The organism is Corynebacterium sp. LaCa_282, from assembly GCF_057198125.1.
On sequence record NZ_CP191095.1, the window covers coordinates 2296207 to 2316058 of the forward strand.

The 19852-nt window shown below is 56.1% G+C and carries 18 protein-coding genes, 1 tRNA gene and 1 pseudogene; 6 read left to right on the top strand and 14 right to left on the bottom strand.

Annotated elements, in window-relative coordinates; all coding sequences use genetic code 11:
* Positions 1-187: 187 nt before the first annotated feature.
* Genes ACP8KU_RS10810 through ACP8KU_RS10830 form a run of 5 tightly spaced genes read right to left on the bottom strand, consistent with a single transcriptional unit; the run spans position 188 to position 6126 of the window.
* On the bottom strand, positions 188-1375 hold the full coding sequence (locus tag ACP8KU_RS10810; protein WP_484483740.1) for an HtaA domain-containing protein: 1188 nt from the start codon (positions 1373-1375) through the stop codon (positions 188-190).
* Positions 1368-2162 (bottom strand): heme ABC transporter ATP-binding protein, encoded by a 795-nt coding sequence (locus ACP8KU_RS10815; protein WP_484483741.1) that lies wholly within the window; start codon positions 2160-2162, stop codon positions 1368-1370. The genes ACP8KU_RS10810 and ACP8KU_RS10815 overlap by 8 nt, the downstream gene beginning before the upstream one ends.
* The gene (locus ACP8KU_RS10820) at positions 2162-3211 is read right to left on the bottom strand and encodes a FecCD family ABC transporter permease (protein ID WP_237799904.1); all 1050 of its coding nucleotides are present in this window, start codon (positions 3209-3211) and stop codon (positions 2162-2164) included. The genes ACP8KU_RS10815 and ACP8KU_RS10820 overlap by 1 nt, the downstream gene beginning before the upstream one ends.
* Positions 3192-4238, bottom strand: a complete 1047-nt coding sequence (locus tag ACP8KU_RS10825) for a heme/hemin ABC transporter substrate-binding protein (RefSeq protein ID WP_484483742.1) — start codon at positions 4236-4238, stop codon at positions 3192-3194. The genes ACP8KU_RS10820 and ACP8KU_RS10825 overlap by 20 nt, the downstream gene beginning before the upstream one ends.
* Before the next feature lie 10 nt (positions 4239-4248).
* Positions 4249-6126, bottom strand: a complete 1878-nt coding sequence (locus ACP8KU_RS10830; protein WP_484483743.1) for an HtaA domain-containing protein — start codon at positions 6124-6126, stop codon at positions 4249-4251.
* A 111-nt stretch (positions 6127-6237) separates the two neighbouring features.
* On the opposite strand from ACP8KU_RS10830, the gene ACP8KU_RS10835 reads away from it, so the two are divergent.
* Positions 6238-6699: a hypothetical protein gene (locus ACP8KU_RS10835; protein WP_005276419.1), complete on the top strand. Its 462-nt coding sequence runs from the start codon at positions 6238-6240 to the stop codon at positions 6697-6699.
* A gap of 79 nt (positions 6700-6778) precedes the next feature.
* Here ACP8KU_RS10835 and ACP8KU_RS10840 read toward each other — a convergent pair.
* The 4 genes from ACP8KU_RS10840 to ACP8KU_RS10855 form a co-directional block, all read right to left on the bottom strand.
* Positions 6779-6866, bottom strand: a tRNA-Ser gene (locus ACP8KU_RS10840).
* 93 nt (positions 6867-6959) lie between these two features.
* Positions 6960-7160, bottom strand: a complete 201-nt coding sequence (locus tag ACP8KU_RS10845) for a CsbD family protein (protein ID WP_005276418.1) — start codon at positions 7158-7160, stop codon at positions 6960-6962.
* A gap of 41 nt (positions 7161-7201) precedes the next feature.
* A complete protein-coding gene (locus ACP8KU_RS10850) occupies positions 7202-7684 on the bottom strand; it encodes a nucleoside deaminase (protein ID WP_484483744.1) in 483 nt (160 codons plus the stop codon).
* Positions 7671-8150, bottom strand: a complete 480-nt coding sequence (locus ACP8KU_RS10855) for a tRNA adenosine deaminase-associated protein (protein ID WP_284623371.1) — start codon at positions 8148-8150, stop codon at positions 7671-7673. Before ACP8KU_RS10855 ends, ACP8KU_RS10850 begins: the two co-directional genes overlap by 14 nt.
* 39 nt (positions 8151-8189) lie before the next feature.
* Between ACP8KU_RS10855 and ACP8KU_RS10860 the strand changes: the two genes are divergently transcribed.
* The gene (locus ACP8KU_RS10860) at positions 8190-9218 is read left to right on the top strand and encodes a prephenate dehydrogenase (RefSeq protein WP_284624003.1); all 1029 of its coding nucleotides are present in this window, start codon (positions 8190-8192) and stop codon (positions 9216-9218) included.
* Here ACP8KU_RS10860 and ACP8KU_RS10865 read toward each other — a convergent pair.
* From ACP8KU_RS10865 to ACP8KU_RS10880, 4 genes are all read right to left on the bottom strand, one after another.
* Positions 9215-10420, bottom strand: a complete 1206-nt coding sequence (locus tag ACP8KU_RS10865) for a trypsin-like serine protease (protein ID WP_284624004.1) — start codon at positions 10418-10420, stop codon at positions 9215-9217. The two genes, ACP8KU_RS10860 and ACP8KU_RS10865, sit on opposite strands and share 4 nt — an antisense overlap.
* 1 nt (position 10421) lies before the next feature.
* A complete protein-coding gene (locus tag ACP8KU_RS10870) occupies positions 10422-11351 on the bottom strand; it encodes a DUF418 domain-containing protein (protein ID WP_005280746.1) in 930 nt (309 codons plus the stop codon).
* A 428-nt stretch (positions 11352-11779) separates the two neighbouring features.
* On the bottom strand, positions 11780-13054 hold the full coding sequence (locus tag ACP8KU_RS10875; protein WP_005276408.1) for an MFS transporter: 1275 nt from the start codon (positions 13052-13054) through the stop codon (positions 11780-11782).
* A 542-nt stretch (positions 13055-13596) separates the two neighbouring features.
* Positions 13597-14940 (bottom strand): IS256 family transposase, encoded by a 1344-nt coding sequence (locus ACP8KU_RS10880; RefSeq protein ID WP_484483745.1) that lies wholly within the window; start codon positions 14938-14940, stop codon positions 13597-13599.
* A 72-nt stretch (positions 14941-15012) separates the two neighbouring features.
* Here ACP8KU_RS10880 and ACP8KU_RS10885 point away from each other — a divergent pair.
* A pseudogene (locus tag ACP8KU_RS10885) lies at positions 15013-16135 on the top strand (IS1249 family transposase).
* On the opposite strand, the gene ACP8KU_RS10890 reads toward ACP8KU_RS10885, so the two are convergent.
* A protein-coding gene (locus tag ACP8KU_RS10890; RefSeq protein ID WP_484483746.1) for an IS3 family transposase occupies positions 16132-17345 on the bottom strand; the annotation gives its coding sequence in 2 pieces (ribosomal slippage) (positions 16132-17072 and positions 17072-17345; 1215 coding nt in all). The pseudogene ACP8KU_RS10885 and the gene ACP8KU_RS10890 overlap by 4 nt on opposite strands.
* 135 nt (positions 17346-17480) lie before the next feature.
* Between ACP8KU_RS10890 and ACP8KU_RS10895 the strand changes: the two genes are divergently transcribed.
* The 3 genes from ACP8KU_RS10895 (at position 17481) to ACP8KU_RS10905 (ending at position 19852) form a co-directional block, all read left to right on the top strand.
* Positions 17481-18104 (top strand): response regulator transcription factor, encoded by a 624-nt coding sequence (locus ACP8KU_RS10895; protein ID WP_023018102.1) that lies wholly within the window; start codon positions 17481-17483, stop codon positions 18102-18104.
* 526 nt (positions 18105-18630) lie between these two features.
* Entirely contained in the window at positions 18631-18876 is a 246-nt protein-coding gene (locus tag ACP8KU_RS10900) for a ribbon-helix-helix domain-containing protein (protein WP_005285139.1), read from the top strand.
* Positions 18877-19018: 142 nt separating this feature from the next.
* Positions 19019-19852: a hypothetical protein gene (locus tag ACP8KU_RS10905; RefSeq protein WP_284609939.1), complete on the top strand. Its 834-nt coding sequence runs from the start codon at positions 19019-19021 to the stop codon at positions 19850-19852.

Consider the following 19852-nt stretch of genomic DNA (forward strand, 5'->3'; position numbering starts at 1 on the left):
TCTAGATTCAATTTAAGGTTAGGCAACCCTTAATTACAAGACTGGGAAGAAAAATCAACCGAAAGGACTACCTCCCACCCACCGTCTGCGTCACGAGTGGCGCACTACCACAAAAAAGAAGCGCGACACCGGACTTACTGCCGATGCCGCGCGCATCGCTTAGGCTTTTAGCGATTGGCCGTTACTTTCATCGATGGAGAAGAGCACGGACACTATCTAGGGCTCCAGACTTTATAAAGGCCTGCCCCAAGATGGCGAACATGCTACCGATAGTCACCACACCCAAGATGTAGTTCCAGACCTTGGCGAACTTAGACCCAAAGGTAGAATCTTCACCTGCGGCCCCCTGATCTTTCCCTTTTTCGGGAGCTTCATTCGCCGGTTTATCGGATTCTGGCTTCTTAGGTTCCGGCTTCTTAGTCTCTGAAGACTCTGTATGCTTTGGGGTTTCTGGCTTCTTCGAAGGTGCTTGGCTCTGCGAGGTCGCTGGTGGCTGCGGTGCCGGCTCGTTCTGGGTCGTTTCCTCACTCTTCGATGGTGCCTGGTCCTGCGAGGTCGCCGGTGGCTGCGGAGCCGGCTCGTTCTGGGTCGTTTCCTCACTCTTCGATGGCGCCTCGCCCTGCGGAGCTTCTGGGGCCTCCGGGTTATGCTGATCCTCTGGCTCTGGACTCTTCTTCTGACCACAATCAGGGGAAACGTTGAGGGTCAGCTGAGCTTCATCAACCTTGGGGCTATATTTAGGCCCATAAAGTCCCATGAAGAGTACATCTACGCCTTCGGCCTTTTCGTCTGTCGTGCCTGGTTGCCGCTCGTAGGAAGTATCAGCGGTGGAGAGGGTGAGCGTGTTACCTTCCTTCTTCCATTGTCCCTTACCGTGAGCAAATGCTCCTTCTCCAGTACGCTTATTGGCTTCGGTTTGATCGTCCTTAGTGTACTGCGTCATATGCTTGCCTTCGACGTAATAGGCTTCGTAGCCACTACCAAGACGAACCTCATCCCCAGTTGTTTTTACAAAAGGACTCTTAACATTGGAGTACAGCGCATCATGATGGCCGGTGAAGGTAATCGAAGAGTCCTTGGTCCTGATTTCAGAAGCGGTCACGTTGCCCTGCTCATCTACCGTGACCGTCGATTTTTCAGGATCGACATCAAATCCAAAGGTGAAGTCTTTACTGTCAGGCTCGCCGTTTTCCTGAACCGAGCCAGTAGTAGTCCAGTCACCTTGGGCAATAGGGCCTTTGATGTAGCTGCGCCACGAGTGTTTGATGCCCCAATTTAAGGAGCCGGATTCGATGGTGCATGTTTCTTCCGCAGAAGCATGCGGCACGGTCAGCGCTGTCGCCGCAAGGGCGGTGACCAAGATTCTTTTAAACATGGAAGTCCTCCAGATTGTGTGAGAAGAGTGGGTTGATGGTGGGCGTGGCACGCTGTGGGTGTACCTGCAGCCCGTCGACGGATATTGGCCAGCCATACACTTGCGACAATGTGGGACTGGTAAAGACCTCATCTACGCGCCCTTGGGCTGCTAATCCCCCGCACGACAGGCATACGACGTGATCGCAATATGCAGCTGCAGCGTTGAGGTCATGCAACACCACAAGGACGGCAACACCGGCCTCGCGGGCAAGGGCTTTCACTGAGCCCAGCAGTTGTTCTTGGTGCCGGATATCCAGCGCGGCCGTTGGCTCATCGAGCAAGATAACCGGGGTATTTTGGGCAAGCACCCGTGCGAAGGCAGCGCGGGCGCGCTCGCCGCCGGACAGCGTGCTGATGTCTCGGCCCGCGAGGTGTGTGACGCCGGCGGTATCGAGGGCGGCGTCAATAAAAGCATCGTCAAGGTCCGCGTAGGCAGTTCCCTCCCAAGGGCGACGCCCCATCGCAACGACATCGCGGACGAGGAATTCGAAGGACACCGAGACGTCCTGGAGCATTACCGCACGCGTGCGCGCGAGCTCCCGTGGTGGTGCCTTGGGTGATAGTCCACCCACGGTGATCTCGCCGGAATAATCGATGTCTCCGGCTACGGCGGCAAGTACCGTGGATTTACCGGCACCGTTCGGACCGATAAGTCCGGTTACTTCGCCCGCCTGGGCAGTAAAGGACACCTGATCCACGAGGATGTGCTCCCCCACGCGAACGGTTAAGTCTTTGACGTTTATCATCAGCGCACTCCTTTGCGCATCATGCGGCGCAGCAAGATGAAGAACGTTGGGCCGCCCACCAGGGCAGTGAAAATACCGATGGGAAGATCCGCAAAGGGAATCATCGTGCGCGCTGCCACGTCGGCGAAACCAATGAGGACGGCACCGCCCAGGGCGGAGGCGGGCAGTAGGATGCGGTTTTCTGGCCCGACGATGCTGCGCAACAGGTGGGGAACGATAAGCCCCACAAAGCCGATGAGGCCGGCAAAGGAAACAGCCGCGGCGGTCAGCACTGCCGATGCCACGATTGCCACGATGCGCAGCCGCGGCACGTTTACGCCGGTGTGCGCGGCGGCGCGCTCGCCGAGCGCGAGGACGTCCAGCTGCTTGCCCAGGCGCAGGGCCACCGCGAGGCCTACCACCACGATGGGAAGTACCGCCCAGACGTGTTTCCACTGCGAACCGTTGAGGGAACCCATCTGCCAGAAGATGATTGCTTCGCGGTTTGCGGTCGGTGCCAGGTACACCATGAAAGAGATGATCGCGTTGCATACCGCATTGATGGCGATGCCGGTGAGAATCAGGTGTACCACGGCCACGCGTCCGTTGTAGCGCGCCAGCTGATAGATAATGAAGGTAACCAGCAGCGCGGTCAGGAAGGCCGCGGCGGGAACGGTGAAGGTACCGAAGAACTCGATATTAAAGACGATGACTACGGCAGCACCGACGCCCGCGCCGGAGGTGACGCCGATAATGGAGGGTTCTGCCAAGGGGTTGGCAAATACCGCCTGCATCAACGTACCGGCTACGCCCAAGGCTGCGCCCACCACAAGCCCCAAGACCAAGCGCGGTAGGCGGATGTCCCACACCACGCTGGCGGTCAAGGAATCCTGCGCGTGTCCAGCTGCCAAAATAGGAAAGAGATCAGACAGCGGTACATAGTATTGCCCCAGCACGACGGAGATGAGTGCCGCGAGAACGGTGAGGATGCCCAGCAGTACGAATACCCAGGTGCGCTGAGTCCGCCGGCGCGCGAAGGTATCCGTCTCCTTACTCATTGTCTGGGTCATACACAGCCTTTGCTAGCTTCACCAACGTCTGCCCGGTCATGGGACCGAAGGCCAACGACTGACCGTCCGGGATGGTTACAATGCGCTTCTTTTGGCCGGCGGTGGTCTGAGCAACACCAGGTCGCTCCAGCAAGCCATCAATGCCGCCGGTGGATTCCAAGCCATTTGTCATCATGATGATCACCTCTGGGTTGATGCGCGCCAGCGCCTCTGCATTGGCGGGTTCTGCATAAGAAAGATTGTTTTCCGCAGCCAGATCCACACCGCCAATGCCTTCAATCAGGTCCTGGGCACCAGTGCCTTCACCCATGATGAAGAAGACACCGCCGTTTCCACGTGCGTACAGGAACGCCATACGCATCGGATCATCGGGAACCAAGTCCTTGATGGCTTCCCTTGCTTCTTCGATTTCCTTGTTGGATCGATCGGCTAGTTCGCGTGCTTCGTCGGGTAAGCCGAGGGTATCGCCAAGCGTGGTGATGTCTTCACCCACGGAATCGATGGTGCGCTCAGGTTCCATGACCACGGTGGTCACGCCCGCCGCGCGAATTTGGTCGATAGCATCGCGCGGGCCAATGGAGTGATCCACGATAAGAAGGGTGGGATTGAGCTCCAGCACCGCTTCCACGTTGATATTGTGGCCGCCTTCGGTCACCACTGGGAGGTCTGCCAAGTTGGGCTCGGTGGAAGACACCGTGCGGCCGACAATATTATCGGCAAGCCCCAAGCCGCTGAGCGTCTTCGTATAGGTGCCATAGATATCCAACGCGAGGATGCGGGAGGCATCGGTGACGGTGACGTCGTAACCATCGGCATCAGTAAGCTCCACCGGAAGCGCTGGCTCCGCCTTATCAGTAACCGGCTCAATATCGTCAAAGTCTTTGACATCGCTGACGCCCTCAAAGGACCTGGGGTCCGAGAGATCGGCGGGATCCGGCAGCTGATCCGTGTAGCTACCCTGCACACCGCAGGCGGTAAGGCTAAAGATGCACAGGAGCGGCACGAGGAAACGAAGAACGAGTTTCACGGCAATCCTTCTAAGAGTTGTTCATGACAAGGCGGCTGGTGGAACCGCCGGCAATGATCAATCCGACGATGAACAGCAGTAGATAGGTGGTCGGGTTATCCATGTTTCCGCCGGGAGACGTGGCGGACTTGACCTTGAACTTGTTCGATCCGTCCTCGTATCCCTGCGAGGAATCACCAGAATGCGCTGCATCCCCGGCTGCGGCATGAGCGCCGCCCTTGGAAGCAGAGCCGCCCTTTCCATTTCCGCCCGCGCCGGCGCCACCGGATCCAGAACCGGAGCTTGCACCGCCGCCACCGGATACGGCGCCGCAATCAGCGCTTCCGCCCAAGGTGGCGTGGAAGCTCAGCGGATCCAACTGAAGACCCGGCTCATAGAAGTCGGCGAAGGCGTGAGAACCGGTTTCAGAAAGCGATACTGAAGCTTCACCAGATACGGCATCGGAGCCAACATCGAGGGAGCTAAAGTTCAAGCTGCCAATGACGGTGCGTCCGAAGTCCTTCTTCTCGCCTTCCATATTGGAAGAACGCACGTCACCAATGAGTTCACCAGAGTTGCCGTTGAAGGTGATCTCCAAGTTGGCAATGTTCAGATCCAGCTTGCCGTGGTGGCCAGAGAACTGGATGCTTCCGCCATATTGCACGGAGCCCGCATTATCTTTTACAGCGCCGGAGTTACCTGTGAATTGGAAACGACCATTTTCATATCCCACGCCAGATAGATCCCATCGGCCTTGCGCAATAGAGCCGGTGATATAGGACTGGAAGGACTTCTTTACGCCCCACTGTGCTGTAGCTTGGGTGACACCAGTAGCTTCACAGACGGCACCGTCGCCGCCGGATGCACCCGCGCCCGAATTACCTGAGCCCGAGGCGCCGGAGTTAGCGGATCCAGAGTGCGCAGGACCCGATCCCGCTGCTTTCCCAGTTCCTGAAGCACCGCCGCTTCCGCCCGAACCGGAGTTACTCGGTGACGAATTTCCCGATGCAGAGTTAGTAGAAGCCGAGTTTCCTCCAGTGGAGTTCGACGTACCCGAAGCAGAGCCACCCGAATTCGAGTTCGACTCACCACGGTTATTGAAAGACTCCAGCTCATCAAGGAATGCCTGGGTATTGCCCATAAACGTGGTAATACCGTTCATCGTGTCATTGGTCTCAGACAGGATGTCCATGGCTTCCTTATTAAAGCCCGTGAAGGAACCCGTGATAGAGGTCAATGGGCGCTTCGAACCGCCACCGGAACCGGAACCAGAGCCGCCAGAGCAAGAACCATCTAGCGCAATGGTCCCGGAGGACGGATCGAGGACTTCACCCTCTTTGTAGAATCCAGTGAAAAGTTTGACGCCACCGGAGGTCAGGGATGTTGAGCCGGCCAAATCTACCTTTTCAGCTCCGTCTTTTACCGGATTATCCAGATTGATGGTGGCGATCACTTCGTCATCGCCTCTGATTTGTTTACCGCGGCTATAGTCTTGCCGGTTCAATTCGTAGGAAACATAGTCCACGGAGATCTTTGCCTGGTTACCAGACGCCTTGACCTTGAAGTCCGACATCGTCATGTCCAGGACCCCTTCATGGCCGGTAAAGCTCAGCGTGCCGTTGAACGGAATCGTGACGTTTCCACCAGAGACATCAGGCTTTCCCGCGGTAAAGACGAACGCACCATCGCCCGTTTCGTCCCCCTTAAAACCAATGCCATTGGCACCCCAGCCACCGCGGGCAATATTTCCCTTGATGTAGCTGCGGAATGACTGCTTGAGGCCCCAATTCCATGTGCAGGCCTCGTCTGCGTGGGCAACCGGAGTAGAAGATAGAAGCGGGGCGAATCCCGCCATGAGGAACGCCGCGACAATGACACCGAACGCCGACCTCCACAGTTTACGAATCATGTTGAGAACCTTGTTTCTCGCTAAAAGAATGTATAGGCTACGCTTACTTAGGTAAGCATATCCTGACCGATTTTCTTTCAGCTGTCAATAACTACCCCCAATAAGAAAACAATGCAGAACTACCCCCACCGAGACATCTTCACCAGCATCTACCCCGATGTCGATCCCACTCAGAGCTTCCCTCTCACAATCGGCGAACGCTTCTCCTTAGCGCTTTCCGTCGGCGTATTCATGTTTGGCGGCGTGAGCGGAAGCCTGCTCATCGCTGGCATCGGCTTGGCCTTTGTGGTCGCCTGCTCCTTCGCCCTATCCCAAAAGGCCCCGCGCCGCATCCGCACAGAGGCGCGCAGCCGGTTCCCCCGGGAACCGTGGGCCGAACAGCCCAGTCTCCTCGTCCCCGCAGTGTGGGCAATCATCGCAGTAATCGCGGCCTTGGCGTGGTGGTTTACCCCCGTGAAGTACCTCATGTGGAGCGCGGGCACCATGGCTGTCATCGCAGCTACTGCAACATGGTTCCTCCCTACCGTGCAGCGCCGCCGCTCGCGGGCCGCACACGCAAAGCAGGATGCTTAAATTACCCAAAGACCCAAGCTCCCCTGCCGCAGAAAACAAAAATAGGCCCCGACCTGCATTAACAGGTCGGGGCCTTGCGCGGTGGCGGCGGGATTTGAACCCGCGGTTGGGGGTTACCCAACAATCGCTTTCGAGGCGATCACCTTCGGCCGCTCGGACACGCCACCGCGTTCCAGATTACGGGAGGACCCCCGATGCAACAAAATCGCCGCGCCGGCACTAAGCCAGCGCAGCGATTTCGCTAGGAAGGGACTATAAAATTAGTCCTTCTTCAGGCCACCGATGATGTCGTTGGCCTTGTCCTTGATGCTGTCAGCAGCATCGGACAGCTTGTCCTTAGCCTCGGAAGCGACCTGATCGGCCTTGCCCTCGTTGGCTACGTCTTCGTTACCGGTTGCCTCGCCGAAAGCTTCCTTTGCCTTGCCTGCGAGGTCGTCCTTCTTGTTTTCCAAATCGCCCATTTTCTCTCTCCTTAAATGAGTCGCTTACAGTGTGACAGCCACTATACCCACTTTTCGCGCAAAGTGGTGAAGAATTTTTCTAGCAACGCCACGCAGTCCTCTTCAAGCACGCCGCCGCGAACCTGTGGGGTAAAGGGGGCGGTGGGGGCACGCAGGATATCGACAAGCGAGCCGCACGCACCCGTCTTCGGCTCAAAGGCGCCAAACACCAGTGAGCTTATCCGCGCGGCTTGCAGGGCGCCGGCACACATGGCACAGGGCTCCAAGGTGACCACGAGCTCGCAGCCGGTCAGGCGCCAACCATCGCCGTGGATGCGCACCGCCTGGCGGATGGCCTCGATCTCGGCGTGGGCGGTGGGATCGCGCAATTGCTCGCGGCGGTTGACGCCGGTGGCGAGCTCGCGGCCGGCGGCATCATAAAGCACCGCCCCAACCGGCACGTCGCCGGCGGGGGTTTGGCGCGCCACCGCGAGGGCGCGCTGCATGCGTTCCTGCGCGCGCTGCAGGGGCTTAGGCGTTATCAATGACGTCTTCTAGCTCATCCCCAAAGCCCAGGTCGCCGGCAATGCGCAGGAGCATATCGGAGGGCCAATCGTCCTCATCGTCGATGATATAGCCCACCTGATCCTCGGATAGGCCCAGGTCAGCGAAGATATCGAAGTCGCCCTCGCCGTAGGGTTCGGCCTCTTCCGGGTCCACGTCTGGAATCTCATAGTCATTGAGCTCCATGAAGTCCGCGGCAAAGTCATCGTCAACGCCGTAGGTGGCGTCCGAAATTAGCATTTTCACCCCGCCGGGCACGGGCCGCACGGCAATGAAGTAGGCGTCCTCGACGCAGAGAAGGGCGAAAGCCGCACCTTCGGAGCGCAGGGAGCGCACCGCGGTGATGGAGGTTTGCGGGTCCTCAAAGTCATCATCGAAGCTGCGCACGACCCATTGTCCCTCGTTGCGGGCGACGGTAACCGCGAAAGAGTAATTTTCGTTGCTCATACCTCGTGAGATTAGTCGTGTTGTGCCACAATTGTCACCGTGAGTTCTCAAGATGTTCAACGCCCCATCTGCATTATCGGCCTCGGCCTCATCGGTGGTTCCTTGCTGCGCGATCTCGCGGGCTATAACCACGACGTATTTGGATACAACCACTCGACGTCCGCCGCCCGCACCGCAGTCAAGCAGGGGTTTGACGTCAATGATGACTTGCCCGCGGTGCTTAACCGCGCCGAGGTTGAAGAGGCGCTCATTGTGATCGCCGTTCCCATGACCGCGGTGGGCAGCGTCTTGGATGCCATTCAGGAACACGCCCCTAGCTGCGGCATCACGGATGTAGTCTCCGTGAAAACCCCCGTGCGCCAGCAGGTCTGTGACCGCGGCATGGAGGATCGCTACGTGGGAGGGCACCCCATGGCGGGTACCTCGAAATCTGGGTGGGATCACTCCCAGACGGGGCTTTTCCGCCGCGCCGCGTGGGGCATTACCTACGATTACGCCGCCGATTATGAGGCGAGCGGGGGAAAAATCCCCAAGAAATGGATTGAGACTTTCACCGATGTCGTGCGCATGACCCAGATGGTGCATGCGGAGGCGGTCCCCATTCGCGTGGCCAACCACGATGCGGCGGTCGCCCGCATTTCGCACCTGCCGCACGTTTTTGCGGAAACGCTCGCCATGGTCGGCGATAATGGCGGCATTTTGGCGCAGTCCTTGGCCGCCGGGTCCTTTAAGGATGCGACCCGGGTGGCGGGCACCCGCCCTGACCTCGTGCAGCAAATGTGCGAGACCAATGCCCCCGCCCTCGTAGAGGCTTTGGACGAGGCGCTGGAGCTGCTTCACGATGCCCGGGAGAAACTCGCCGCCCCCGAGCCTTCCATCGCCGAGCTTACCGATGCCGGCTACCGCGCCCACACCCGCATCGAAGCCAGGTCAGGCGCGCGCAAGGAATCGGTCTCCCCGGTCAAGATTTCCTCCCGCCCGGTGCTGCGCCTGCACCCCGGCGGCCCGAAGTGGGTGGCGCAGCTGCGCCAGACCGAATCCTTGGGCGGGCGCATCGAGATTTTTTAGCGGCGCGACGTGCGGGCGGCACCGTTGCCAGCACCGGTAGCGAAGGTGCGCGCGGCCGCCGCGGCACCGATAAGGCCAATGGCCGCTACCGTGAAGTAGATCCACGGGCGGTCGCCGCTGGTCTGCGGCGTTGCCTGCGGAGTAGGCGTGGTCTCCGCGGTCAAGACGGCGTCCTTATCCTTACCGCTAATCACGCCGTCTACCCAGTCCTTGGTGCCGGCGAGCGTGGTGATAGCCGCGCTTGGGGAGGGCAGATCCGGGTCCGCATTGGAGGTACCCGCGGTAGCAAGACCCGCAAGCTTTCCGTTAACAAAGAACGGTCCACCGGAATCGCCACCCTGCATGCCGGCATTACCGGTGGAGTGGACATCGAGGATCGGGCTGCTGATCATCGGGGCCATGCCGCCTTGGCCAGGCTGCATTACTTCCCCACCGTTGCCGTCAGGCTTGACAATCTGCGGCTGCTCGGCGCCCGGCTTGGTGGCACCCGGCGAGACCACCTTGGGCTTATCCGATCCCGAACCAGATCCCGGCATCTTGAGGCCGGGCATGGCCTCTTCGGCCGGCACGGATTCGTAGCCTTCAGGGACCTTCATGTCTGCATCCGGCTTGGAGCCGCCCGGCATCTTGAGACCGGGCATGGCTTCCTCAGCGGGCACGGACTCGTAGCCTTCAGGGGCTTCCTTATCGGCGCCTGGCTTCTGTGCGGCGTCATCGCTTGGCCCGCCGCCCAGGATTTCGGAGACCTTCATCTCTGCCATCGGCAGCTGGCCCTTGCGCGCCATGGAGGAGCTGCTGCTCCAGCCGTACAGGGTGCCAAGGTCGCCGGTCTCTGGAATATCGGTGGAGATCTTGGCCGGCTCGATATCAGTGACGGGCTCGGTGAGGTGGAGGAGTCCGGCATCGGAAAGCGGGGATAGCGCCCACGAATCCGCGTCATAGACCTTGCCTCCCAAGCGGGCCTGGGTGCCTTCGTTATTGACGGACTGCAGGCAGTGGCGGGCGGTAAGCACCCACTGCCTATCCACGAGCGTGCCGGTGCAGTCGCCGAAGTTGCCTATGCGGCCCATCTTGAGCGCGGCGACGGTCTGGGACTCGGCGTTATCGGGGGCGGGTTCGCCGTGCTCAAGGGCGCTGGCGGGGGCCGCCAACATCCCGATGATACCAGCGGTGGTCAAAGCGGTAGCAATTTTACGCGACATGTTAGTCCTTCTTTCCAGCAGGAACGGCGAGTTTAACGGCGGAGGAGACGGCCTTTTCAAGGGGGCCTTGGCCCAGGAATTTCCGCCAGATGGTGGCGAGTACGAGGAATAGGCCAATAAATGCCCACGCCCACGCGGTGTTGTGCAGTGAGATGTGGCTTTGCCAGTAATAAGCGGAGAGCACGTGCAAGACATAAACGGTCAGGGACATCGTGCCCATTGCGGCCAAGGGGTAGACGAGCTTGGGTACCGCGCTGCCAATGAGCAGGCACAGGTGCAGCACTACGGCGGCCACTGCAACGGAGAGCAGGATTTCGCCCGCGACGCCGGTGTGGCCGGTAAAGCGCAGCCAGCTGGGAATATCCGGCTCGAAGCGGAAGTAGGTACCGACGGCGGCAATCACGGCACTGGAGGCGGTGACGATCCACTGCAGCGCCGTGCGGTAGCTACCTGGGCGGATGTAGACCTCGAACAGCAGCATGCCGGCAAGGAAGTACGCGATCCATGCCAGCAGTGGGTAGACCTGCGGCAAGGTAAAAGGCGCGTAGTGCACGGTCGAGGCAATGGCCGCGACGAAGAACAGTGCCAGCTTCCACCACACATTCAGCGGTGGCACCCAGGACACCACCATCATGGTGATACCCATGGCAATAAGCACGACCTGAATTTGCCCACCGACTGGCAATAGCGCCAATCCGATAAGCGTAATGATGGCGCCGCGAGCGATTAGCCGCAACAGCGTCTGCATGGAATAGTTCTTGCCAATGAGCATCATCGTCACTCCGGCGATAATGGCAAATAGGGCGGCCGGAAGACCCGACAAAATGACCTTGGTACTCCATACCAACGAGGCCATGTGCAAAATAATCATGCCAATAATGGCAAGTGAACGGGCCATATCCAGCCCGACGATGCGCGATGATGAGCTCACCTAGCACTCTCCTTCACAATGTGATGAGACGCAGTGTTTTCCACCACGACCCATATTTATAACGACTCTCTTTTTCTACAATAGAAGTCTGGGAGGTTGCTGTATCAACAGTTTGCATGCCCTGTGTCTTATAAATGCCGTTATTACCCCCGGCCAATATTGCCGCCCCACTCTCCCGCCGACCACAGAAGAGTGCACCCACTTTCCCGGCCTCACCGTGCGACGGAAGGAGATGCAACCGTTCCTAGGTGATCAATCAGTTTTGCGATTTCAGGGTGAGCAAGCAGCTTCTTTTCAATCGCATCGATCTTGGTCTTATGAGCTTAATTCTCGTCCTGCCACAGTAGTCATCTTGGTCCATCCCCTCAGGCAGGTTGGGAACCCACACACAAACCATCAGAGACCCTCTTGGTAGATGACCTTGAGACTTACTCGCATACGGGGAGCAAATTGAACTCGGATGCCTTAGGTAGTGTGCGCAGGACTGAAATTGCCGCTATCAAACAGGAGATAACCGAGCACAGAGCACATAGCGCCATGCTTGCCTGAAAACCCATTGCGGCGAGAATTGCACCCGCGCTGGCGGACGCGATGATTGGTAGCAACCCCATCATCAGACGCGCTCCTGCCGAGCATTTTCCTATTTTTTCGGGAGGTGCTGATAACGCAAGCACTCCCCCGGAGTATGAGTTGCAGGCAATGGAGGGAACTACGATGAAAAATGCTGCAACTGCAATAAGTGGCCAATACTGAGAAAATATAAGAAGGAACAGATACCACAGTAGCTCCCAAAACATCGTTACTCGGATGATGTTTCTTCCTGGAAATTGCTTGATGAGGCGGTCTTGAAGAAGTCCTCCAACAATCATTCCAAGGGCGAACATGGCTGAGGTGAGGCCGATTATCCAACCATCAACTTTGAGGTATGCCAGCCATAGGTCAACGGACGCGATGAGGAAAAAATTGGCGAAGTTGGAGAAAATATCGATGCTGAAGATTGTTCGGAGCATCGGATATTTCCAAATCCAAGTCAAAGAATATTTGCTATCGGACCAGAACTCTCGAAACGAATACTGTTGTTCACTACTTGACCTCCCCAGGTCCATACTGATGGTTCTTGAAGCATAAAGCGGACCCAACCCACACAAAGTTTGTACGATAAAGGGAATAACTGGGGCTAGACCGTAGAGAAAGCCGCCTAAAGGTAGTCCGACCATCCAGATAATGTTGTCTCGAGTTTGGTTACGGCCTTGCGCTTGAACAAGCAAATTCTCAGGAATGATGAATCTCAAAATGGCGTTGGTTAGGCCTCCGAAGGTGCCTGTAATCATTCCTGCAAACAGGCTAAAGAAGAACAAAAGCATGAAAGTGAATTTGCCCAAGTAAAGCAGTAACGAGAAGGTTGACCAGATGCCAATTTGGCTCAGCCCATAGAAGAAAAGTAACTTCTTCTTGTTAAAACGATCGATGATCATGCCGGCTGGGATCGTCATGATCATCGATCCCGCCGAGCTTGCGGCGCCAATCACTCCCGCTTGACTTAAGCTCCCAGTGAGGTAGTAGCTCGCAAGTGAAATAGGGATAGCTACGAGGGATGCCCCCAAGGCGCTTGCTGTATCAGCGAAGAACCACCGTAGATAGTCAGGATGGTTCTTGCGTACGATGGTCCAAAATTTTTGATCAGAAGTATTATAATCCTGCATCGTGTCTCTCAATGTTTGGCACCCGCGACTGAAAGCTCATGCGCGCAGCATGAACCCAGCGCCGGATTTCCGGAATGGGTAATTCTCACGGGTCAACCTCTTGACCCGCCGCAACTCGCGGAGTGTCAAACAGGATTTATTGATGCAGTAATGTGAACATGATGTGCTCCAGGTACTATGCCATTAATCTCGGCTCAGTGACTATATGGTCCGGGCCGGTTTTAGGACCGGGCGGTTTGAGTGCCTTCCTGGGTTTGGTACCATTGGTTAGCGTACTCAGTCGACGGGATAAACCCTAGGCTCGAATGAGGATAATAGGTATTATAGCGCTGTGACCACAGTCGCAGGCAACGCGACGCATGGGCGGGGGTAGTCGAATATCTCGTCCTCTCACAGCTCGTCACGTAGCCGGTTGTGGAAGAACTCCACAAACCCGTTATGCCAGGGCATTCCCGGTGGGATGAACGCCTCGACAGTATCGTGCTTAGCTGCCCAGTAAGTCAGCTCAGAGCGTGTCAAGTTGTTTGTGTGTGGGGCTGGGTTTATAGGTATTTGTCGAAGCTGTCGGGGTAGGCCACGGCCATTTGGTTAATGGCTTGTTTCCAGCCGGAAACTCGGGCTCCTTCCATGAGTCTGCCGGCTGTCGCTGAGACTCGTTTGCCTTGCTTTGCCCTCTTTGCGGCTCGTTTGTCTTCGATGTTGCAGATCATCAACCACAGCGTCTTTATCGCTGATTCATCGTTGGTGAACTGCACCCTGTTGCGGGTAGCTTTACGCAGCTGGTTGTTGAACGACTCAATGGAGTTCGTCGTATAGATTACCTTTCTGGCTGCTGGTGGGAACTGCAGAAACGGTACGAAACGCGCCCACGCATCACGCCAGACCTTGACTGAGCGGGGATATTTCTCACCCAGCTCGGAGGCTTCAAATTCGTCTAAAGCAACCTGTGCTGTGGGCTCGTCCGTGGCAGTGTAAATCTTTTTCAACGCGGCTGATACGCCCCGGCGATCCCCGTAGGCTACCCACCGGTTAGCGGCGCGAATCAGGTGCACGATACAGGTTTGCACCATAGAGTTCGGCCAGGTTGCCTCAACTGCCTCTGGCAGGCCTTTCAGCCCGTCACAGCAGACGATAAAGACGTCCTTGACCCCACGGTTAGAAAAGTTGGCGCATACCTGCGCCCAGAATGAAGCGCCTTCTTCCTTGGCAATCCACAATCCTAAAATGTGCTTAATACCGTCGAGATCCACGCCGATTGCCATGTACGCAGATTTGTTGACTACTCGGCCGTCGTCGCGGACTTTAATGCGCAACGCGTCCAGGAAAACCACGGGGTAGAACTCGTCTAGCTGGCGGTTTTGCCAGACCATAACCTCATCGAGCACGGCGTCAGTAACCGCAGAAATCGTCTCATGGGAAATATCGACACGCATCGCCGTTGCCATATGATGCTGGATATCCCTAATTGTCATCCCACCGGCATACAAGCTGACGATCATGTCATCAACATCAGTCAAGCGCCTAGAACCTTTAGGGACCATAGTCGGAAAGAATGTTCCAGCCCGATCCCGAGGGACATCAACGGTGACTGGCCCGTAGTTAGAATCCACGGTCTTTGGATACGACCCGTTGCGGTAATTGTCTGTTCTAGCTGCAGCTTTAGCGCTCCTGTCGCCAGACTCGTAGCCCAGGTGGGCATCCATTTCAGCGTTGAGTCCCCTGGTAATCGAGGCTTGTAACATGCCGCGAACTAGGTCGTTGGCATCCGTTGTGGACGTGCCTAGGTCATCAATCAGTTTCGCGATGTCAGGATTAGCAAGCAGCTTCTTTTCAATCGCATCAATCTTGGCCTTATCAGCCGGATCTCGTCTCGCCACAGTAGTCATTCTGGTCCATCTCCTCATGCAGGTTAGGTACCCACACACAAACCATCAGACACTCTCTGGTGTGCTTTCCGGGTGAGTAAAAACAGACCACGATGCCCGGTATGTGCTGGGCAAATGAAGAAAAACGGAACCACATCCAAAGGCACAACCAGGTGGCGGTGCAAAGACCCGAACTGCGGCAGCTCCACGACACGAACCCGCACCGATCTCACTCAGGCCTGCGACTTTAAAGCCTTCATCTCCTATGTCACCTCCACAGTGACGTTGTCTGAACTCGCCGGGCAACAAAGGGTGAGTCGTTGGACACTTGATCGCCGATTGAACCGTTTTGGCTCATCGACGTCCCCAACGACGGTGCCCCGCAGCGCGTCTACGAGCAGATCTTCATCGACGCCACCACGTCATTGCTTGGCACTGGACCAAACACGAAACTGTCCACGCATACACGCAGCTTCTTCGCAAAATCGCCGAGCCGCTCTGCGTCGTCATCGACGTCGGACAAGGCGCACTCACCGCGATTAAAGCCTGCTGGCCAAACGCGATGATTCAGCGTTGTCTCGTCCATGCGCAACGCGTCATCCGCCGCTACACCACCTCACGGCCGCGCACCGACGCCGGCAAAACCATCTACGCACTGGCGCTGAAACTAACCCGTGTCACCACACTCGAACAGGCACGGGAGTGGACGCTACGTCTGCACGACTTCGGTCAGGTATTCAAAACATTCCTCAACGAGAAAACACCCGTGCCAAAGGAACGCCGAACACTCAATAACCAGTGGGAATGGACTCATCTGCGAATACGCAAAGCCTACAACTCACTGCTGCACCTATCGCGCAACAATTGGTTGTTTACTTACCTTAAGCCACCACCGAATGTGCCTGATCCTAAGCGCTGGGCTTCAACGACAAACAGTCTTGAAGGCGGCATAAACGCCCAGCTCAAACGCATCGCCGATGCGCACCGAAGCAGGTCAGGGGAACGCCAACGAAAAATGCTCGAGTGGTACCTCCACACCAAAAAGCAACTGCCTGACGATCCGCTAAATATCGCCAGGCAGTGCAATTATGGCCAAGATCAACTCGCCAAAGTCAACGATCTTGCCGAAGAAAACCACAACAAAGCCGACCAAGAAACAGGCCGACTGGGGTTGCCCGCAAATCGTGGACACGTAGTTAAGCTGCTTAGGGGTTAAGCAGCGGCCTTCTTATTACCATTTTGATCAGCGAGCTGGGCTTCGAAATCGACGGGGCTTACCATCCCGATGGACGAGTGGCGACGGCGCCGGTTGTAGACAATCTCAATCCAGCGAGCCACCGCCTTCCGGGCTTCGTTGCGGGTTCGCCATTCCTTCCGATCGTAAAATTCGGTCTTCAATGTCGACCAGAACGACTCGGCCATCGCATTGTCAAAGCAGACACCAGTACGGCCGACCGATTGTGCAATCCCTAGTTCTTGACAGACCTGCCACAGCTGTTCGCTGGTGAACTGGGTACCACGATCGGCGTGGAAGACCACGCCGTCGGGTACTTCACCACGCAGGGTGTAAGCCATGCGCAGTGCACGTTCAACTAGGTAAGAATCCTGCACACTATCCATGGACCAGCCTAGGACTCGGCGGGAGTGTCCATCGCGGATAACGCATAGGTACAGCCAGCCCTCATTCGTGCGTAGATAGGTAATATCCGACATCCACACTCGATTAAGCTGCCCTTGATCAAATAGGCGTTTCACTAGGTCTGGAAGCGTTGACTTCCGCTTGGATTGAATCGTCGTTACGGGAACAAACGCCCTGGGTGAGATGCCTTCAATACCCATCATCCGCATGCGTTTGGCCACGGTTTTGCGATTCACATAGACCCCACCCTCGGCGAGTTCTGCAGTAATCCGTGGGGCACCGTAGACTTCGTCAGAATCTTCCCAGATGTCATGAATTTTCCTGTCTAACTGGTCGAGGAATCTCTGACGCTGATTTTCACCACGAAGCCGTACTGCTTGAGCCTTTTGCCATTTATAGTAGCCAGAACGAGAAACCTCTAATAACCTGCTCATTCGTTTGATGCTGTAGTTCGCCTTCTCCTGCTGCATTAGCTCAAATTTTTCCGATCGCGTTGCTTCGCAGCGAAGAAGGCGGTGGCTTTTGACAAGAACTCATTATCCATCTTGGCCTCAGCTAACTCACGACGCAGGCGAGCGTTTTCGGCCCGTATATCGGCATCACTGCGGCCATCTACCGAGCCTTGGCGTTCCCGCTCAAGTTTGACCCACCTGCCTAAAATTGTGGCCGATACGCCAATTTCCTTAGCCACATGAGCGATTGGGCGCCCAGACTCAATGACCAGTCTGGCGGCCTCCTGCCGGTACTCCGGGGTGTACTTCTTCCTTGACGAACTCACAATGAACATCCTCTCCTACGGACACAAGATCCGCACTAATCGGGTGTCCACTAAACGAGGGTAACCTCAGATCGGTGGCACTATCTCCCTTACCCACCAAAACAATCAATGCACTGCGACACTTTCATGGAAGGACACCGACAAATGATCTCCCTAGCAATTGTTGATGATGAGCAGCTGATTGCTTCTTCGCTAGCCACCTTGTTAGAACTGGAAGACGATCTTAAGGTGACCGAGACCTTCGCTTCCGGTGAAGAGGTGATCTCTTGGTGGAAAAGGGCCAGTACCCTCGACTCCCCACTGCCCAATGTGCTGGTTACGGATCTGCAGCTCGGAGGCATTGATGGTGTCGAGCTAGCACAGGAAATTTCGCGCCTGTCGCCCCAAACGGCTATCGTCATAGTTACGAGCCATTCGAGGCCACGCCAACTGAAGCGAGCGCTGACATCCGGTGTACAAGGATTTCTGCCGAAAACCGCGACTGCAGAAGAATTTGCCACCGCGATTCGAACGGTACACGAAGGCAGAAGCTTTATCGACCAAGAACTGGCAGCTACAACCATCACCGCAACTTCCAGCCCGTTGACTGAACGCGAAGCCGAGGTTATCGAAGCCGCTGGTAACGGAGGCTCGATAGAACAAATTGCCAAGGAGGTATTCCTGGCTACCGGAACAACTAGGAACTATCTGTCCTCGGCAATGGCTAAACTTGGTGCGCAGAACCGATTCGAAGCATATTTGCGCGCCCAAGAATTAGGCTGGATTTAGAGCGAAAATTCTAGTCCTTCGCCACCGTCAGCGGTATCCATCTATTCGTAGGCACCATTCGCAATCGAGCGAGCAGACCTTGGATTCTAAGGGTCGTTCCAGCGGTGGCCATTAAGCACTCTCTCGTCATGCGTGGAAGTCTGGCTGCGGACGCTGGACAAATTTGACTAGCTTCTTATATGGCTCTGGATGTGGTGATTGCTGCAGAACCGTCATCGGACCTGACCCCGGAAAGTGGACGCGTAGGGGCCAGGCCCGCGTATTTGTTCGTTCGTCTATAAACCACTCCAAACAGGCAAATAGTGGAGCGGGTCAAGGAAAGTAAGGGGAGTCATTCTCAAAGCATTTAAAACACCTTCACTTGCAGTTTTCTTCCAATGAGGTTCTGCCTAACTGGTTAGCCGCAAGGGGATCGTATATTACTTACGGTATTGCCCCTTACACCGCCCCCGTGGGCGTTTGAGTCCCTCCGAGCGTTAATACAGCAAGTATCGACAGTGAATAATTTTCGTTATACGATATTTTCATGCCTGTGAACATCACTCAAGACCAACTCGACAATTGGGTTTCCGAAGCAGAAGAAGGCTACGACCCAGAAGTGTTGAAAAAGCGCGGACGTGGACGCCCCGGTCGCGGGGCAGAGCCTGCTCAGGTTGTCGCTGTGCGCCTGACTGCCGATGAACTTAGCGCCCTAGATCGCCTAGCTACGGAAAAGAATCTCACCCGATCTGAGCTTGTCCGCCAAGCAATCAGCGCACTCACGGCGGCATGAGAACAGCCAAATCTGCCACTAAACACGGTATTGCAGAAACCGACGGAATCTATGCAGCTTCCTATCCACTGTGGATAGAGCCTCTTGACGATGCTGGGGTTGCCCGCAACTATGTCGCTTCGCTCAGGGAAGGGATTTAAAGATGAGTGTGTACCTGCGGCGAGATATTGATTATCTGCTAGCCCCGTATTCTTATGATCAGTTATTTTTGAAGCTGCCTTTCGATTATGCGGTTGAGGCTGCCGCACGGTCACGTGTTTTCCACACGCCTTTAGACACAGCTAATAGTTACTGGTCACAGCAGTATGTAAACATTGATACCACCGTCGATGATCTTCCCCATGCGCTGCGTCTTGGGGTGCACGATCCGCAGTTTCCTCGTCGTTGGGCAGCAGTTTTGGAAACCACGAATCCCGATTGGGTGTGGTTTATCAGCGATGATACGAGCAACAATCACGACTTTTTCGCAACCGTTAGGTATAACGGTTCTATTCCTTTTGTTCCCGGTATGACACAGCTACGTATCGTGGATGAGCCAGATGAACGCAAAATCGTCACAGGATGGAACTACCGCTCAGGCAACAAGTGCCTCATCATCGACACCTACGATATGGATGCTGCTATCGGCAAACGCGCCCCTGTCGCTGAAATCCGAGGAAACAATACCTTTATTGTAGGGATCGGGGAAGGAGAATCCCGGTTCCAAGCTTTTACCGACTGGCCTGACGGCGAAGAATTTGCCTTCCCCGGACTAGAACGACTCAAAACCAAAAAAGGTCCACTACGCAAGCGGTTTACTACCGAAGATCTCTTCGAATGCGCACAACTTTTCGGACTCGATCCCTTCAACAGGCAATTCCTCACCGGGCGTGCAACACTCATCAATAGTGGATACCCTTTGCCTAAAAAGTACGGACCATGCGCTTTATTTGAACGTCGTGAACACACCTGGGACCGCGAACACGAAGGGAACTAA

What these genes read in the sequence shown, in the direction of transcription:
- ACP8KU_RS10875 (WP_005276408.1), bottom strand. Translation starts at nt 13,054, where the DNA reads ATGCAGGATTATAATACTTCTGATCAAAAATTTTGGACCATCGTACGC.
- ACP8KU_RS10820 (WP_237799904.1), bottom strand. Translation starts at nt 3,211, where the DNA reads ATGACCCAGACAATGAGTAAGGAGACGGATACCTTCGCGCGCCGGCGG.
- ACP8KU_RS10815 (WP_484483741.1), bottom strand. Translation starts at nt 2,162, where the DNA reads ATGATAAACGTCAAAGACTTAACCGTTCGCGTGGGGGAGCACATCCTC.
- ACP8KU_RS10855 (WP_284623371.1), bottom strand. Translation starts at nt 8,150, where the DNA reads ATGAGCAACGAAAATTACTCTTTCGCGGTTACCGTCGCCCGCAACGAG.
- ACP8KU_RS10895 (WP_023018102.1), top strand. Translation starts at nt 17,481, where the DNA reads ATGATCTCCCTAGCAATTGTTGATGATGAGCAGCTGATTGCTTCTTCG.
- ACP8KU_RS10810 (WP_484483740.1), bottom strand. Translation starts at nt 1,375, where the DNA reads ATGTTTAAAAGAATCTTGGTCACCGCCCTTGCGGCGACAGCGCTGACC.
- ACP8KU_RS10830 (WP_484483743.1), bottom strand. Translation starts at nt 6,126, where the DNA reads ATGATTCGTAAACTGTGGAGGTCGGCGTTCGGTGTCATTGTCGCGGCG.
- ACP8KU_RS10905 (WP_284609939.1), top strand. Translation starts at nt 19,019, where the DNA reads ATGAGTGTGTACCTGCGGCGAGATATTGATTATCTGCTAGCCCCGTAT.
- ACP8KU_RS10835 (WP_005276419.1), top strand. Translation starts at nt 6,238, where the DNA reads ATGCAGAACTACCCCCACCGAGACATCTTCACCAGCATCTACCCCGAT.
- ACP8KU_RS10865 (WP_284624004.1), bottom strand. Translation starts at nt 10,420, where the DNA reads ATGTCGCGTAAAATTGCTACCGCTTTGACCACCGCTGGTATCATCGGG.
- ACP8KU_RS10880 (WP_484483745.1), bottom strand. Translation starts at nt 14,940, where the DNA reads ATGACTACTGTGGCGAGACGAGATCCGGCTGATAAGGCCAAGATTGAT.
- ACP8KU_RS10900 (WP_005285139.1), top strand. Translation starts at nt 18,631, where the DNA reads ATGCCTGTGAACATCACTCAAGACCAACTCGACAATTGGGTTTCCGAA.
- ACP8KU_RS10845 (WP_005276418.1), bottom strand. Translation starts at nt 7,160, where the DNA reads ATGGGCGATTTGGAAAACAAGAAGGACGACCTCGCAGGCAAGGCAAAG.